The following is a 14,278-nucleotide window of genomic DNA, read 5'->3' on the forward strand; positions in this document are numbered from 1 at the left end:
CCCGACACACCGTCAGAGTTCATACTGCATTATCCCGGATACTACAATTCGGGCGCCTCCCGCCAAATACTGTATATAATCACAGTATATGAGCCCTGCCCCTTATACCGATACCACCGCCTGGCCACGCGCTATCGCACTGGTCGACATGAACGCCTTTTTCGCATCCGTCGAACAGCGCGATCACCCCGAGTGGCGCGGACGCCCGGTGGCGATTACCAACGGCCTCAAGGGTACCTGCATCATCACCTGCTCCTACGAGGCCCGCGCCCATGGTATCAGGACCGGCATGCGCCTGAAGCACGCACGCCGGCTGTGCCCGGAACTGATCCAGTGCCCGGCACGCCCCGAACGCTATGCGGCCACATCCACCGCAATCATGTCGGCACTGCAGGACCTCACGCCGGATATCGAGGTCTTTTCCGTAGACGAGGCGTTTCTGGACATCACCCGCTGCCAGCGCCTACTCGGCACCCCGGAGCAGATCGCCTGGCTGGCCAAGCGCAGGGTATTCGATGCTTCGGGCGTCCTGTGCTCGATTGGCGTCAGCGGTGACAAGACCACCGCCAAGTTCGCCGCCAAGCTGGACAAGCCCGACGGACTGACCGTGATCCCACCCTGGGAAGCGGCCCAGCGCCTGTATGACATGCCGGTAACCGCACTGTGCGGCATCGCCGAAGGCATTGCCGGTTTCCTGGCCGGGCACGGCGTATACACCTGCGGCGAGGTCGGACGCCTGCCGGTCAGCGTGCTGGCACGGCGCTTCGGCAACCCGGGCCGGCGCATCTGGCACATGTGCCAGGGTCAGGATCCGGCCGGCCTGCAGCTCGATGTACCGCCCCCGAAATCCATCGGCCATGGCAAGGTCGTGCCGCCAGGCACCCGCGATCGCGAATTGTTGCTGACCTGGCTGCTGCACATGAGCGCCAAGGTCGGCGCACGCCTGCGACGCCATCAATTGCAGGCGCAGATCTTTTTTATCGGTCTGCGTACCCGCACCGGCTGGGCCGGCGGCAAGCTGCGCAGCGCGCTGCCGACCAGCGACGGCCGGGACATCATGGCCCTGTGCCGCCAGGTCATCCACGAGATCTGGCGCGGTGAAGGCGTACACCAGGTGCAGGTGACCGCGCTGGATCCGGCACCCGCCGGCTGCCAGCTCGAGCTGTTTGCCGGCACGGACGAGACACGGCACGAGGTCAACCGGGTCATGGATGCGGTTAACCGGCGCTACGGCGAACTGGTACTGGCCCCTGCCCGCCTGCTTAACCGCTCCAGTATGCCGAATGTCATCGCACCGGCCTGGAAGCCATTCGGACACCGCCAGACCCTCTGAACCTCGATGTGTGACGGCATCTACTACAGCGCCTGCGACCGGGACATCCGGAGCTACTTTCCCAACCCGAAGGCACAGCTGCCGGTCATGACCCGCACCGGCGGCACGATCCTGCTCGCATGGGGGCGACGGCATGACCAGAGCGGCAAGCTACCGCTCGGCGGCTGGGCACGGCTGGACAGCATCTACGCAGGGCGCTGGGATCGCTGGTTCCCGATGCCGGTCAAGATACCGGCCAAGAGCTTCATGGAAAAGGATTTCGAAGGCCGCAGCCACTGGTATGACCTGACCCGTGGGCAATGGATCCAGGGCCTGGTGGCACGCGACGGGCATGAGCGGCGCATCTATGTGGTCACGATCGAACCGGAGCTCGCCGATGCGATCCATGTGCGCTGGCCGCGCATCATGAGCGGTCGGTAGACGGGCTAGCCTGCCCGCTCACTGCCGCGTGACAGATTCATTACTGCCTGAGGGCCCGGTCGGCGACGGGATGGTGTGGTGCCCGGGGCCGGGGTCGAACCGGCACGGGGTTGCCCCCGAGGGATTTTAAGTCCCTTGCGTCTACCAATTTCGCCACCCGGGCCGAGGTTTGCCCGACGATTCTACTAGAACCCATTACAAAATTCCGCGCGGCCGCAGCCGTGACCACAGGAGCGTACCGCAACACGATCAGGCGCAAAAACCGTCAGCCTCCCAAAGGGTTGCACCCGGAAACGCGCACGGCACCGCGCAGGACTTAACCCAAGGGCAGGCAGCGCCTGCACGCGCGCGTCAGGGCAGCCGTACTGCCGGAAGATGCCGGCAACTTGTGCACCAAGGTGCGCCACGAGGAAACGGGCAAATTTGGAGGCTGAGGCCGGAATCGAACCGGCGTACACGGCTTTGCAGGCCGCTGCATCACCACTCTGCCACCCAGCCACGGAACGGGCGAACCGGCGCCCTGACAGTAAAAACCCCGGAAACCGGGGTTGGAGGAAATTTGGAGCGGGAAACGAGATTCGAACTCGCGACCCCAACCTTGGCAAGGTTGTGCTCTACCAACTGAGCTATTCCCGCACACGGCAAACCGCCATTTTATAGACTGGCAGGGTACTGTCAAGCTTCCTTACCGCCTTTCGAGCCACCGGTAGCGCCGAAGATGACCGGCCAGGCGGCCCGCATGTAGATCAGCATGGACCACAGCGTCAGGACGGCAGCCACGTACAGCAGCACCAGTCCCACCTCGTGCGTCGGAAAGGGCCCAAGCGGGGCGTCATACAACAACAGCAGGATCGCAACCATCTGCGCAGTGGTCTTGACCTTGCCGATGATCGACACGGCAACCGTGGCACGCGCACCAATTTCCGACATCCACTCGCGCAGCGCCGAGATGGCGATTTCCCGGCCGATGATGATGGCGACGGGAATGGTAAAGAGGAGATCGTGATTGGATTCGACCAGCAGCACCAAGGCAACGGCCACCATCAGCTTGTCCGCAACCGGATCCAGGAATGCGCCGAAGACCGATTGTTGCTTCAGGCGCCGCGCCAGATATCCATCCAGCCAGTCGGTCACGGCAGCGAGGCCGAATACTGCAGCGCACAGCAACGGCATCCAACGGCCGGGCAGATAGAACACGACCACCAGCACCGGGATCAGGATAATGCGCAACAGAGTCAGTATGTTCGGCAATGTCCACTTCATACGGCTTTACCCTGCCCATCAGTCACCGTGAAAAGCGTCATAGATCTGCTGCGCCAGTGTCCGGTTGATGCCCTTGACGCTTGCAAGATCCTCGATGCCTGCACGCGCCACTTCCCTGAGTCCGCCAAACTGCTGCAGCAACAACTGGCGACGCCTGGCGCCGACACCGGGAATACTCTCCAGCGGCGAGGCAGTCCGGCGCCGGGCCCGCTGCTGGCGGTGACCGGTGATGGCAAAACGGTGCGCCTCGTCCCTGACCTGCTGAATCAGGTGCAATGCGGGCGAATCCGGCGGCAACACCAGCGGCTGTGCCCGTTCCGGCAGGATCAGGGTCTCACGTCCCGGCTTACGCCCGGGACCTTTGGCCACACCCACCACTCTGAGGTCTGTCACCTGCAACTCTTCGAGCACCCTGCACGCAGCTGCCACCTGCCCCTTGCCACCGTCGATCAGCAGCAGATCCGGCATGCGGCCTTCGCCTTTTTGCAGCCGGGTATAGCGCCGCGTAATGGCCTGATCCATTGCCGCATAGTCGTCACCGGGCTCGATATCGCGGATATTGAAGCGCCGGTAATCCGATTTTATAGGTCCCTCAACCCCGAAAACAACACAGGATGCAACCGTGGACTCGCCACCGGTATGACTGATATCGAAGCACTCGATACGTTCCGGCGTATCCGGCAGCTGCAACGCCTCTGCCAGTGACGCCAGCCGTGCAGCGAAGCTGCTGCGCGTGTGCAAGTGAGCATGCAGCGCATGACTGGCGTTATCCAGCGCCATCTTCACCCATCGTGCCCGATTGCCGCGCACCCGGGAACGCAAGGTCACGCTGTGTGCCGCATGCTGGCTCAGCGCCTGCGCAATGATCACGCCGTCCTGCAGCTCATGGCTGAGCAAGAGTTCGGGCGGTATATCCTTGCCAAGATAATACTGGGGTAAAAACGCGGACAGAACCTCGTGCGGCGCAAGCTCCATCGGCGTCTTTGGGAAAAACACGGCATTACCCAGATTCCTGCCACCACGGACAAAAAACACCTGCACGCAGGCGCTGCCCTGCGCGATCGCGCAAGCGACGATATCGAGGTCGCCGTGCGCGGTGCTGATGTACTGCTTTTCCTGGACATGGCGCAGGCTGCTTATCTGGTCCCTGAACACTGCAGCCTGCTCGTAGTCCTGCTCGGCAGCTGCCGCATCCATGCGCCGGACCAGTCCGTCGATGACCTGGCCGCTCTTCCCCTCCAGGAACATGACGGTATTTTCGACATCCTGCGCATAGGATGGCGCATCGATCAGACCGACGCATGGTGCGGTACAGCGCTTGATCTGGTATTGCAGACACGGCCTGCTGCGATTATTGAAGAAGCTGTCTTCGCACTGCCGCACCCGGAACAGTTTTTGCAGCAACTGCAGACTCTCGCGTACCGCACCGGCACTGGGATAAGGACCAAAATAGCGACCGGCTGCGCGGCGCGGACCACGGTGCAGCGCCAGGCGCGGAAATGCCTGACTGGAAGAAACAAGGATGTAAGGATAGCTCTTGTCATCGCGCAGCAGTACGTTGTAGCGCGGCCGCAGCTGCTTGATCAGGTTGCTTTCCAGCAGCAGCGCCTCCCCTTCGGTATGGGTGACCGTCACTTCGATGGCGGCAATCTGGCCGACCAGCGCTGCCGTCTTGGCAGACAGGCCGCTGTTGCGAAAGTAACTCGCGACCCGCTGCTTCAGGTTGCCGGCCTTGCCGACATAGAGTACGGTGCCGTCGCTGTCCAGCATGCGGTAAACACCCGGACGTGCTGCCAGCGTTTTCAGGAAGCCACGCGCATCGAAAACAGCAAGCTTCCTGTTCATGCGGGTTCCGTTTCGGCCGGTACACGGGATGGATCTGTGGCCAGCAACTCACCGGCGCACCGGAACACGGCACGGAACATCTCGGGAGTGAGACGTCGCGTCTGGGTGTTGTAGCGGCTGCAATGATAGGAATCCACCAGGCGCAGTCCGGCTGCCAGCCGGTGCACCGCCCCGTGCCCGAAGACGTGAGCGGACAGGCGCAAGCCGAGGGCACGCAGGACCGCCTCGTGCGCCACCCGGCCGAGCGCGATGATCACGGCGTGGTCCGGCAGTGCTTTCAATTCAGCCTGCAGATAGCGATTGCAGTTCCGGACTTCCGCCGGCGCGGGCTTGTTCTGTGGCGGCAGGCATTTCACCGCGTTGGTTATCCTGCAACCGCAAAGCTCCAGGCCGTCATCACGCGCCACGGAAACCGGCTTGGTGCCATAGCCGAAGGCATGCAGGGTCTCGTAGAGCAGAATACCGGCAAAATCCCCGGTGAACGGACGGCCGGTAGCGTTGGCACCATGCATGCCCGGTGCCAACCCGACGATCAGCAGCCGCGCCCGCGGGTCACCGAAAGCCGGCACCGGCCGGGCATGGTAGTCAGGATGTTTGCCCGATACGGTATCGAGGAAATCGGCCAGCCGGGGACAGATTCTGCAGTCAGGATCGAATTTCCGTGAACTCTTCGGTGACATTCAGGGCTTCAGTGCGGCCATTGTTGGGATCAAGGCGCAGTACCTCGTGCGCATTCGTATTGGCAATGTATAGGGTATTGTTGCTGAACGCCAGCCCACCCGGCTCGTCCAGACGCCGATCTAGCAGCACGCTGGTAACATGCCGCGATTTCACCCCGATGCGCCTAATCTTGTTATTGTACGTGTCCGCCACCCAGAGCAGGTTCTGGCTCTGGTCTGCCTTGATATCGAGCGGATACTGCAGCCGCGCCGCGAGACCGACGCCGTCCTGCTCGCCGAACGAGAACAGGCCTTCCCCTACCAGCGTCGTAACAAGGCCGGTTGACGGATCCACACAGCGTACGGCGGATGCGGTGGCATCGACAGTGTACAGCATGTCGTCGCAGACCGTGAGGCCGGTTGGCTGGGCGAACGACGCGGTACTGGGCGGGCCGTCAGCTAGGCCCTCGTGGCCGCTGCCGGCCAGCACCTCAAGGCGGTTGTGCAGCAGCGACAGACGCCATATCTGATGGGCGCCCGCCATTGCGACAAACAGGCTGCCCTTGTGGAACACCACGTCCGTCGGCGAGTTGAGCGCAGTCGCAAGCGGCGCACCACCCGCTGCGGCCGGCGGACCGCCCCGTTTGCCGGTCCCTGCGATCGTAACCACTTCATCACTGCGCAGGTTGACGCGCCGGATCGCATGGTTGCCCTCGTCTGCGACGAACAGGAACTCATCATTCACCGCGATACCCTGGGGGTTGCTGAAGGCAGCCGATTGCCCGATGCCATCGAGGAATCCCGGGCCTTCACCACCGTACTGTCGTAGCACGTGGCCATTACCCGACGTGACCAGGATTCGGTGGTTGCCGCTATCGGCGATATACACCCTGTCCCTGGCCGCGACGATCCGGCCCGGGAAGTTCAGTACGCCCCGCTGTTCCGGGCTGGGCGTAATGCGGATACTGTTGGCAGCCTGTCCGACCTTCCCTGCCCGTCTGCTCAGCAGGCTGCCGATAACCTGTTCCAAGCGCTCGCCCTTACCATCGCCCGACAGCGAACCCACGATATAGCCCGCGTGATCGATCAGGACCTGGGTCGGCAGCATCCTGATGCCATACAGACGCTTCAGCTTGTGTTCGGCGTCGTGTATGACCGGAAACGCGATCGTGTGTCGGTTGATGGACTTCCGGACATGCGAACGTCGCAGCTCGCTGCGAAAACGCGGCACATGCACCCCGATAATGACGAGATCGCTGCGGAACCGGCTGGCCAGATGCTGGAGATCCGCCAGTGCATGACAGCAGTGAATGGAACAGTAGCTGCCGAAATCCAGCAGTACGATCTTACCGCGCTGCTCCGCCAGCCTGACCGGCGCGTCGACATTGAACCACTCCAGGCCGCCGGGAAAGGCCGGCGCATGACTCAGCACAGCAGACATCCTCGCGCTCCCGCCCTGCCTGCAGACATCACCAGCCACGGCAAGGCCCAATCCACGACAGCATAGCGCCGTCGCACAACGGGACTCTGACGGATGTCTCAAATCCGGCAGTCGGCAGATCATGCGGCAGCGATGCCGTACAGCCACGTCGCCGCCGTCAGTGCGAAATATTTTCCTTGATCAAACCATACCGAATCGCAAAGCGTGTCAGGTCGACTTCGCTGTATACCCCCAGCTTGTCGTACAGACGGTAGCGGTAGGTACTGGTTGTCTTGGGGCTCAAACAGAGCTTTTCCGAAATCTCCTTGTTGGTACTGCCCCTGACGATCATCAGCATGACCTGGGTCTCGCGCTGGGTGAGGCGGTCTATGGGCGACTTCTCCCCGTTGTTCAGAAATGACAGTGCAAGTTTCTGCGCGACAGCCGGTGTTATGTACTGCTTTCCGACGTGGACAGAGCGGATCGCGTTGATGATTTCGCGCACATCGCAACCCTTGGTCAGGTAGCCGACAGCACCGGCCTCCAGCAGGCGCGCCGGAAATGGATCGTCGTCATGGATCGACACGACGATGATCTTGATGCCGGGCAGGGAACGGGCGATCTTGCGCGTCGCCTCGAGCCCCCCGATACCGGGCATACTGATATCCATCAGGATCACATCAGGCCGCTGCTTTCTTACCTGCTTTATGGCCTGCTCGCCGTTTTCCGCCTCGGCCACAACGGCGATGCCGTCGACATCATCGAGGATGCGCTTGATACCGTTTCGAACCAGACCGTGATCATCGACCAGCATGACGTTGATCATTCTCCCCTCCTCCTGTAATCCCTTGCGCGTTGTTGTCCCTAATACCACTTTTCCAACACCGAGGCTAGCGCCCCGGAAAAGCGCGAAAAATAGGAAAAATCCTACAGCTTGGAGGAACGATCGCAGGCAGAATTGGTAGGTTATTGCCTCACGGCCGCAGCGCTCCTGAACCAGTCAAGCCGGTCGCGCAGGCTGACCACCCTGCCCACAATAATGATCGTCGGCGGCTTGACCTCATGGCGCTCACCCAGGGTCGGCAGTGAGGCCAGCGTTTCGATATAGACTCGCTGCTGCGGCGTGGTACCCTGCTGGACCACGGCCACCGGTGTATCGGATGGCAGGCCATGCGCGATCAGCTCGCGGCTGATCACCGGTATGCTGTACATCCCCATGTAGAAGACAATGGTCTGCGCCGGCTTGGCCAGACGCTCCCAGTCGAGATTGACGGTGCCGTCTTTCAGATGGCCGGTCACGAAGATGCAGGACTGGGCGTAATCGCGATGGGTGAGTGGTATACCGGCGTATGCGGCACAGCCCGCAGCCGCGGTTATTCCCGGCACCACCTGGAAGGGTATACCCTCCTGCGCCAGTGTCTCGATTTCCTCGCCGCCGCGACCGAAGATGAACGGGTCACCGCCTTTCAGCCGCAGCACCCGTTTGCCCTGCTTCGCCAGACGCACCAGCAGCTCGTTGATGCTTTCCTGGCTGAGCGTATGCTTGTCGCGCTCCTTGCCGGCATAGATGAGGTCCGCATCGCGTCGCACCATGTCCAATATCGGTTGCGCCACGAGGCGGTCGTACACCACCACGTCGGCCTGCTGCATCAAGCGCAGTGCACGGAAGGTGATGAGATCCGGATCACCCGGACCGGCACCGACTAGATAAACCTCGCCGCCGCTGTCAAAATTCTCGCTGGTGTCGGCGATAGCCTCCTGCAGCGCCGCACGCGCCTTGTCTTCCTGGCCTGCGAACAGCAACTCGGCAACACGACCCTGCAGGATACTCTCCCAGAAGTAGCGTCGTTGCGCAGCCTTGGGAAAGCGCTGCTTCACGCGCTGGCGGTATTCGTCGACCAGGCGCGCGAGCCTGCCGTAAGCTGCAGGGATAAAACTCTCCAGACGTGCACGCAGCAGCCTTGCCAGTACCGGCGAGGCGCCGCCGGTCGACACGGCGACCTGGACGGGGGAGCGATCGATAATCGAGGGCACGATGAAGCTGCACAGTTCCGGATTATCGACCACATTGACGGGGATACCCTGTGCCCTGGCCAGATCCGACACCTGGTGATTGACCGCCTCGTCGTCGGTGGCCGCGATCGCCAGTGCCATACCGTTTATGTCATCGGGCTGGAAACCCCGCTGCACGCAGGTCACGGACGCCGCCAGCGCCTGCACCTCGTCGCAGCGCTGCGGGGAAACCACCGTCACCAAGGCGCCAGCCCGCAGCAGCAGGGCAACCTTGCGCGCCGCCACCTTCCCGCCCCCGACCACCAGGCAAGGCCGGCCCTTCACCTTGAGGAAGATAGGCAGATAATCCATCGGGTTTGCTTCCGTCCAGGTTCAACCGGCCAGCAGGGGATCGAGTCCACCGCGCTTGTCCAGCGCAGCGAGATCGTCATAACCGCCAATGTGCCGTTCGCCGATGTAGATCTGCGGCACGGTCCTGCGCCCGGTCAGCCGTGCCAGTTCCTGGAAACCATCCGGCATATTGTCGATGAAGATCTTGTCGATCTCCGTCACGCCCTTGGCCTTGAGCAGCATTTCGGCACGCACGCAATAGGGACAAAAGGCGGTGCAGTACATACGAATATCAACCATCTGGTTTCACCTGCAACGGTTACGAACCCTTGAGTATGGCAATCTGCTCGAACAGGGGTTCGGTGACCGGCTTCAGCTTCTTGCGCATGACCGAGCCGATGGCATCGGTACCGGCAAACACCGTATCGAGCACATGCTCGTCCAGCAGTCCGAGATACAGCATTGCGCGGATATGATGCACGTGCCCGGGCAGCGCCTGCAACACCGCGGTTAACGCGGCATCCTCGACTCGGGCCGCCCCCAGCTGGCGCTCCACCTCCGCTGCGATCTCCGTGCTGCCGGTCGGCCGCCGCGTGGGCAGCGCGCGGGCATGGGCCGCCATGGCGTGCATCAGTTCGACCATCACGTCCTGGTTGGACGGCTTGTGCAACACCTGCTCGACCGTGCGCAGGAATGCCTGCCCGGGCGCCCCGAGCAGACGGCACAGCTGGTGGGCATAGGGATTATCCGCCTGCAACTGCGCGGCCAGCGCAGCCCGCACCTGTTCCCAGACCGGTCCCGGTTGCACCTCGCCCGGCAACTCATCCGGCAGGGCCTGCAGAAAACCGACGTGGAAGCTGTTGCGATGCCGGCCCTGCTCCCACAACCGCAAACGCGCTTCGGCGCTGATCAACTCACCCTGCAGCACCAGCCGCACAGAGTGGATCTGGTCACGCGCCTCTTCCTCGAACGGCAGGAATTCTAGCAGGAACTGCGCCAGTTCCGGGCCCATACGCCCCGCCACCACGGCTTCCTGACGCAGCATGCAGCGTGCATTTTCCGCGGTCTGCGCCGCCCACCAAGCCCGGCTGGCAATCTCGTCCGTGATGCCGGGCGCATTGACCACGGCCACGACCGCCTCGGGTTCCCCCAGCAGCAGCAGCGCCTCCAGGCTGCTGTCGCGCGCCTGACCCATGCGGGTCCAGCGTTTCAGATAGACCGGATAGCCGCCGGGCGACCCCAGCACGTGGCTGGACAGCGCCTCGCGCACCAGGCGCAGATAGGTTTCATCACGGCAGTTCGGATTGAGCTGGATCCTGGCCTCGCCCCGTTCAGACAGCGCATACAGGACCATCTTCGACTCATCGATGCGCACGGCCTTGAGGGAACCGGCCAGCAAAACATTCACGCGCAGCGCGTCTTCCGGTGTCAGTTCCACGATGGCATATCGGCCCGCTCAGGGTATGTAGCGATTAGAGTTCGAAGCCTGCTGCGGCAAACAGCCGTCTGGCCTCTTCCGGGTCCTGTTCGACACCGTTACCTTCCTGATACATCTGCGCCAGGGTCGTCAGCGATCCGGCAAGTCCCTGCTCGGCGGCCTTGCGGAACCAGAGCGCCGCCTGAGCGCTGTTCTGCTCCACGCAATCGCCTTCCAGATACATGAAACCAAGCCCATGCTGGGCGATGGCATGCCCCTGCTCAGCGGCGGCCTTCATCATCTTGTACGCACGCAGTTCGTTGCGTACCACCCCGAGCCCGTTCTGGCACATGATCGCCACGCGGTGCTGTGCATCCGCATTGCCGGCATCCGCCAGCGGCGAGAGCAGCCGCATGGCCATGGAGAAGTTCTTGGCTTCGAACGCCGCTATCCCGCTAGTGAATTCAGGACTGTTGATTACCTCAGCCATTGACTGCCTCGCATGATCGGTTCATCCCCGCGGAAGGCGGTGACGCCAGTGGCACAATGCTAGTCATTCGGCCCCGGTGATCGAATACCTCTAAAGAGAGAATCTTCACGATTTTCATATGGATACATCAAGGTCTTGCGGGGCGGCCCACTCCCCCCATCGGGATATACGGAGCCCATTTTGCCTCCTGTATACTTCCCGACTCGAGTTTATCTCAATCGAAACAACAAGCTAGCGCACATGACAGGACGTGGCGCCGGTACGGACGCAGCGACACGCGGCCCGCGCGGACAGGCACCGACCTGCGGTCTTGTGGCTACGCTGGCCGTGGCGACAACGTCGTCCGGAGTAAACATGAACTGCGCGACACCGCGCCGAGCGCCGGGTGCGCGGACAGATTCTGCAAACAGCCAATGACCCTAACGAGGATGCGACGATGAACCAGGAATACTACAAGGCAGTCACCAAGATGGAAGAGATGGGTGTCGACCCGGAATACATCCAGGGCTGGCAGGGGGGCTACCTGCTGAATCCGGAGCGTGAGGAGCAGCGGGTAAACGACGCCTACTCTGCCGGCTACGAAGACGGCAAGGCCCGCAACACGGACAACTTCGACAACTGGAAGAAGTAGCTACCGGCCAGCGCGGCGTAAAAAGGCGGGCGCGGCCCGCCTTTTTTTATGTCTGCGGTACGGTGAACAGCTCGCGCAGGGCCTTGCGCAGCGGCTTCAGCGCCGCCGGCACCTCGACATCCATCACCTGATCGGTGATCCACTGGTTGTCCTTAGCGCCCATCACGGCGCGCACATGCTCTCCGAAATAGCGTTTCATCGCGTAACCGGGCTCGCCGTCCGGCATGGTGAATTCGGCAAGATCCGCCGTCCGTGCATTGAGCAGGTCGATGAACGACCGCCGGTATTCGCCCGCACCCTGCACGCCGCTGCGGTTGTCCTGCATCTGGTCGGCAAGGTGACGGGCCAGGGCGGAAATGAATTCCTGGCGTTGCACCTGGTCCAGCTCGGCGGCCTTCAGGCGGTCACAGAAGTGCACCAAAAATGCCACAAATTCTGCAATGACATCCAGCCGCTGCGCGTTGCTGTCGGTCTGGAACCCTTCGTTTTCCAGATTCAGCGTCCCCTGCTGCGCGATTCGCCAGACGATGAAGGCGACCGCACCGCCGATTTCAGCCAGGCTGCGTTCCCGCGCGCTGATATTCCACTTGCTCTTGACTCTCACCTTGGATCTCCCGGCGCCCGCGTCTGCGATGGCGAGGCATGATGGCACATGCTAGCATAGAAAAAACTGCGGGATTATCAGGGTAGCGATCGTGAAATGCAGCAGCGGGCAGCGCGTGACACCGGCCGACATCAGCACGCTGATGCCAACCCTGGAAGCCGTCCGCACCAATTGCCACATTTCCGATGCGCAATTTGCCACCAACTACACCCTGTGCGTCTACCTGCTGAAGATGCGCGAATACTTCCGCTGGGAACAGGGACTGCCGTTCGGGGCCGCGCTCCCCCACCATGAACTCACCGAGTGGCTGACACAACGCGAACAGCACTGGGACAGCATCGAGCACAGTCACTACGAACGCGTTCCGGTCGGCAGCAATCGCTACGATCCGTTCGATGCCGCGGCCATCAATGCGGCACTGAACCCGCTGGGGTATGTCTACAGCAGCGGATTCGGCCCGGGCATGAAACCCGTGTTCTTTCTCGGCACGCTGGAGACACACCGGCGCCACCGCGACTACCGCTTGCTGGTCTCGGGCCGGGAACTGGCGCGCGATCTGGCCGCACCGCCGGCCATGAGCCTGGACGGCACCATCTTCATCCGCCGCGAATCGCTGCGGCGAATGCTGTGGGAACGACTCGAGGAATGGCGCTGGAACCGGCCCGCCAATGCCATGCAGCAGGCGCTGGCCTGTTATGATTTCGACAATGCGCCGGATACTGCGCTCGAGGCGATGACCGACGATGAACTGCAAACCGCCATCCTGCACGAGATCGGTGAAGTGCAGGCCGGCAGACTGCTCGGGCCGCAATGGGAAGACATGCTGGTGAGCTTCGGCCATAGCAAGGTGGAGATTATGCTGCGTGCCGTGCGCGATCATCTGGCCGATGCGCTTTCGACGCTGCCGGGTCTGCTGGCGGCAGGCAGCCCGGCTATGCTGCACGGGTACATCGGCGGCCTGTCCAATATGCGCAAGGAGCTGTTCCCGCAGCTGCTCGCCGCCTATGAGATCTGGACGGTAACCGGCAACCCCCGAGAACTCGAAGCGCTGAACGCACAAGCGGCAGTACACTGGACCGCGCTGGCCGGCCGGCTGCTCGAACTGTTCGGTGCGAATGGTGCGGATTGCCGGCAACAGCTCATCACCGCCATCGAGGCAGGCACGCTCTAGCGCGCCGGACGCCGGAAGGAGACCATGACCCAATCCGCCCCCGCCCAGGCCGTACCGCTGACGACCCTACGGGAAGTCAAACCACTGAGCTTTATCTTCGAGAAACCACGCGCACTGCCGCTCGATGTCTGCCAGGAGATGATCCGCCGCTTCGAGGCCAGCCCCGAGGAGCAGTATCCAGGGCGCATCGGCCAGACGGTCGAGGAGGAATTCAGCATCAAGCGTTCGACCGATCTGGTGGTCAGCGGCAAGGCACACTGGCAGGACATCGACCGCGAGTTGTTCCGTTCGCTGAGTCTCGCGATCCAGGAGTTCCGCACCGCCTACCCGTTCTTTCGCGGTCCCTTCAAGGACAGCGGCTACGCCATCCAGCGCACCCGACCTGGCGAGTTCTATCACTGGCACATCGACGGCGGCAGTCACGAGTTCGCCCAGCGCCAGCTCGTGGCAGTGTGGTACCTGTGCGATGTGCCCGCCCCGGGCGGTGCCACCGAGTTCTCCTACCAGGATGTCCAGGTCCAGCCCGAGGCCGGCAAGCTGCTGCTGTTTCCGCCGTTCTGGACCCACGAACACCGCGGCGCCGAGGTCAGATCGGGCGTAAAATACATCGCCACCACCTGGGTAGTGTTCGCCTGAACCGCCCAGACCCACCCGGCCTGCGGATTATCGAGCCGGGCTCGGC

The 14,278-nt window shown here is 62.4% G+C and carries 15 protein-coding genes and 3 tRNA genes; 5 read left to right on the top strand and 13 right to left on the bottom strand.

What is annotated here, in order from left to right:
- Positions 1 to 88: 88 nt before the first annotated feature.
- Both R3F42_01905 and R3F42_01910 read left to right on the top strand, forming a co-directional pair.
- Positions 89 to 1,333, top strand: a complete 1,245-nt coding sequence (locus R3F42_01905; protein MEZ5540778.1) for a DNA polymerase IV — start codon at positions 89 to 91, stop codon at positions 1,331 to 1,333.
- Between the two features lie 6 nt (positions 1,334 to 1,339).
- The gene (locus R3F42_01910) at positions 1,340 to 1,753 is read left to right on the top strand and encodes a hypothetical protein (GenBank protein ID MEZ5540779.1); all 414 of its coding nucleotides are present in this window, start codon (positions 1,340 to 1,342) and stop codon (positions 1,751 to 1,753) included.
- 76 nt (positions 1,754 to 1,829) lie between these two features.
- On the opposite strand, the gene R3F42_01915 is transcribed toward R3F42_01910, so the two are convergent.
- The 12 genes from R3F42_01915 to R3F42_01970 form a co-directional block, all read right to left on the bottom strand.
- Positions 1,830 to 1,916, bottom strand: a tRNA-Leu gene (locus R3F42_01915).
- A 261-nt stretch (positions 1,917 to 2,177) separates the two neighbouring features.
- Positions 2,178 to 2,251: transfer RNA gene (locus R3F42_01920), tRNA-Cys, on the bottom strand.
- 62 nt (positions 2,252 to 2,313) lie between these two features.
- A tRNA-Gly gene (locus tag R3F42_01925) sits at positions 2,314 to 2,389 on the bottom strand.
- Between the two features lie 39 nt (positions 2,390 to 2,428).
- Positions 2,429 to 3,016 (bottom strand): CDP-diacylglycerol--glycerol-3-phosphate 3-phosphatidyltransferase, encoded by a 588-nt coding sequence (pgsA, locus tag R3F42_01930; GenBank protein ID MEZ5540780.1) that lies wholly within the window; start codon positions 3,014 to 3,016, stop codon positions 2,429 to 2,431.
- Positions 3,017 to 3,034: 18 nt separating this feature from the next.
- Positions 3,035 to 4,861, bottom strand: a complete 1,827-nt coding sequence (gene uvrC, locus R3F42_01935; protein MEZ5540781.1) for an excinuclease ABC subunit UvrC — start codon at positions 4,859 to 4,861, stop codon at positions 3,035 to 3,037.
- Positions 4,858 to 5,541, bottom strand: a complete 684-nt coding sequence (locus R3F42_01940) for a uracil-DNA glycosylase (protein ID MEZ5540782.1) — start codon at positions 5,539 to 5,541, stop codon at positions 4,858 to 4,860. Before R3F42_01940 ends, uvrC begins: the two co-directional genes overlap by 4 nt.
- The gene (locus R3F42_01945; protein MEZ5540783.1) at positions 5,507 to 6,961 is read right to left on the bottom strand and encodes a redoxin domain-containing protein; all 1,455 of its coding nucleotides are present in this window, start codon (positions 6,959 to 6,961) and stop codon (positions 5,507 to 5,509) included. Before R3F42_01945 ends, R3F42_01940 begins: the two co-directional genes overlap by 35 nt.
- Before the next feature lie 157 nt (positions 6,962 to 7,118).
- The gene (gene uvrY / locus R3F42_01950) at positions 7,119 to 7,766 is read right to left on the bottom strand and encodes a UvrY/SirA/GacA family response regulator transcription factor (GenBank protein MEZ5540784.1); all 648 of its coding nucleotides are present in this window, start codon (positions 7,764 to 7,766) and stop codon (positions 7,119 to 7,121) included.
- Between the two features lie 140 nt (positions 7,767 to 7,906).
- A complete protein-coding gene (gene cysG / locus R3F42_01955) occupies positions 7,907 to 9,304 on the bottom strand; it encodes a siroheme synthase CysG (protein ID MEZ5540785.1) in 1,398 nt (465 codons plus the stop codon).
- A 21-nt stretch (positions 9,305 to 9,325) separates the two neighbouring features.
- Entirely contained in the window at positions 9,326 to 9,583 is a 258-nt protein-coding gene (gene grxC, locus R3F42_01960) for a glutaredoxin 3 (GenBank protein ID MEZ5540786.1), read from the bottom strand.
- A gap of 19 nt (positions 9,584 to 9,602) precedes the next feature.
- Entirely contained in the window at positions 9,603 to 10,721 is a 1,119-nt protein-coding gene (locus R3F42_01965) for a sulfur reduction protein DsrS (GenBank protein MEZ5540787.1), read from the bottom strand.
- A gap of 34 nt (positions 10,722 to 10,755) precedes the next feature.
- Entirely contained in the window at positions 10,756 to 11,190 is a 435-nt protein-coding gene (locus R3F42_01970) for a tetratricopeptide repeat protein (protein ID MEZ5540788.1), read from the bottom strand.
- A gap of 436 nt (positions 11,191 to 11,626) precedes the next feature.
- Here R3F42_01970 and R3F42_01975 point away from each other — a divergent pair, with 436 nt between their 5' ends.
- Positions 11,627 to 11,821 (top strand): hypothetical protein, encoded by a 195-nt coding sequence (locus R3F42_01975; GenBank protein MEZ5540789.1) that lies wholly within the window; start codon positions 11,627 to 11,629, stop codon positions 11,819 to 11,821.
- 46 nt (positions 11,822 to 11,867) lie between these two features.
- Here R3F42_01975 and R3F42_01980 read toward each other — a convergent pair whose 3' ends face one another.
- Complete coding sequence (locus tag R3F42_01980; GenBank protein MEZ5540790.1) at positions 11,868 to 12,425, bottom strand: hypothetical protein; 558 nt, start codon at positions 12,423 to 12,425, stop codon at positions 11,868 to 11,870.
- Between the two features lie 91 nt (positions 12,426 to 12,516).
- On the opposite strand from R3F42_01980, the gene R3F42_01985 reads away from it, so the two are divergent.
- Both R3F42_01985 and R3F42_01990 read left to right on the top strand, forming a co-directional pair.
- A complete protein-coding gene (locus R3F42_01985; protein ID MEZ5540791.1) occupies positions 12,517 to 13,596 on the top strand; it encodes a hypothetical protein in 1,080 nt (359 codons plus the stop codon).
- A 24-nt stretch (positions 13,597 to 13,620) separates the two neighbouring features.
- Entirely contained in the window at positions 13,621 to 14,232 is a 612-nt protein-coding gene (locus tag R3F42_01990; protein ID MEZ5540792.1) for a 2OG-Fe(II) oxygenase, read from the top strand.
- The last annotated feature ends 46 nt before the right edge of the window (positions 14,233 to 14,278 follow it).

The organism is Pseudomonadota bacterium (assembly GCA_041395565.1).
Lineage (GTDB): Bacteria > Pseudomonadota > Gammaproteobacteria > UBA9214 > UBA9214 > UBA9214.

What these genes read in the sequence shown, in the direction of transcription:
- R3F42_01910 (MEZ5540779.1), top strand. Translation starts at nt 1,340, where the DNA reads ATGTGTGACGGCATCTACTACAGCGCCTGCGACCGGGACATCCGGAGC.
- R3F42_01990 (MEZ5540792.1), top strand. Translation starts at nt 13,621, where the DNA reads ATGACCCAATCCGCCCCCGCCCAGGCCGTACCGCTGACGACCCTACGG.
- cysG (MEZ5540785.1), bottom strand. Translation starts at nt 9,304, where the DNA reads ATGGATTATCTGCCTATCTTCCTCAAGGTGAAGGGCCGGCCTTGCCTG.
- grxC (MEZ5540786.1), bottom strand. Translation starts at nt 9,583, where the DNA reads ATGGTTGATATTCGTATGTACTGCACCGCCTTTTGTCCCTATTGCGTG.
- R3F42_01940 (MEZ5540782.1), bottom strand. Translation starts at nt 5,541, where the DNA reads ATGTCACCGAAGAGTTCACGGAAATTCGATCCTGACTGCAGAATCTGT.
- R3F42_01905 (MEZ5540778.1), top strand. Translation starts at nt 89, where the DNA reads ATGAGCCCTGCCCCTTATACCGATACCACCGCCTGGCCACGCGCTATC.
- uvrY (MEZ5540784.1), bottom strand. Translation starts at nt 7,766, where the DNA reads ATGATCAACGTCATGCTGGTCGATGATCACGGTCTGGTTCGAAACGGT.
- pgsA (MEZ5540780.1), bottom strand. Translation starts at nt 3,016, where the DNA reads ATGAAGTGGACATTGCCGAACATACTGACTCTGTTGCGCATTATCCTG.
- R3F42_01945 (MEZ5540783.1), bottom strand. Translation starts at nt 6,961, where the DNA reads ATGTCTGCTGTGCTGAGTCATGCGCCGGCCTTTCCCGGCGGCCTGGAG.
- R3F42_01970 (MEZ5540788.1), bottom strand. Translation starts at nt 11,190, where the DNA reads ATGGCTGAGGTAATCAACAGTCCTGAATTCACTAGCGGGATAGCGGCG.
- uvrC (MEZ5540781.1), bottom strand. Translation starts at nt 4,861, where the DNA reads ATGAACAGGAAGCTTGCTGTTTTCGATGCGCGTGGCTTCCTGAAAACG.
- R3F42_01975 (MEZ5540789.1), top strand. Translation starts at nt 11,627, where the DNA reads ATGAACCAGGAATACTACAAGGCAGTCACCAAGATGGAAGAGATGGGT.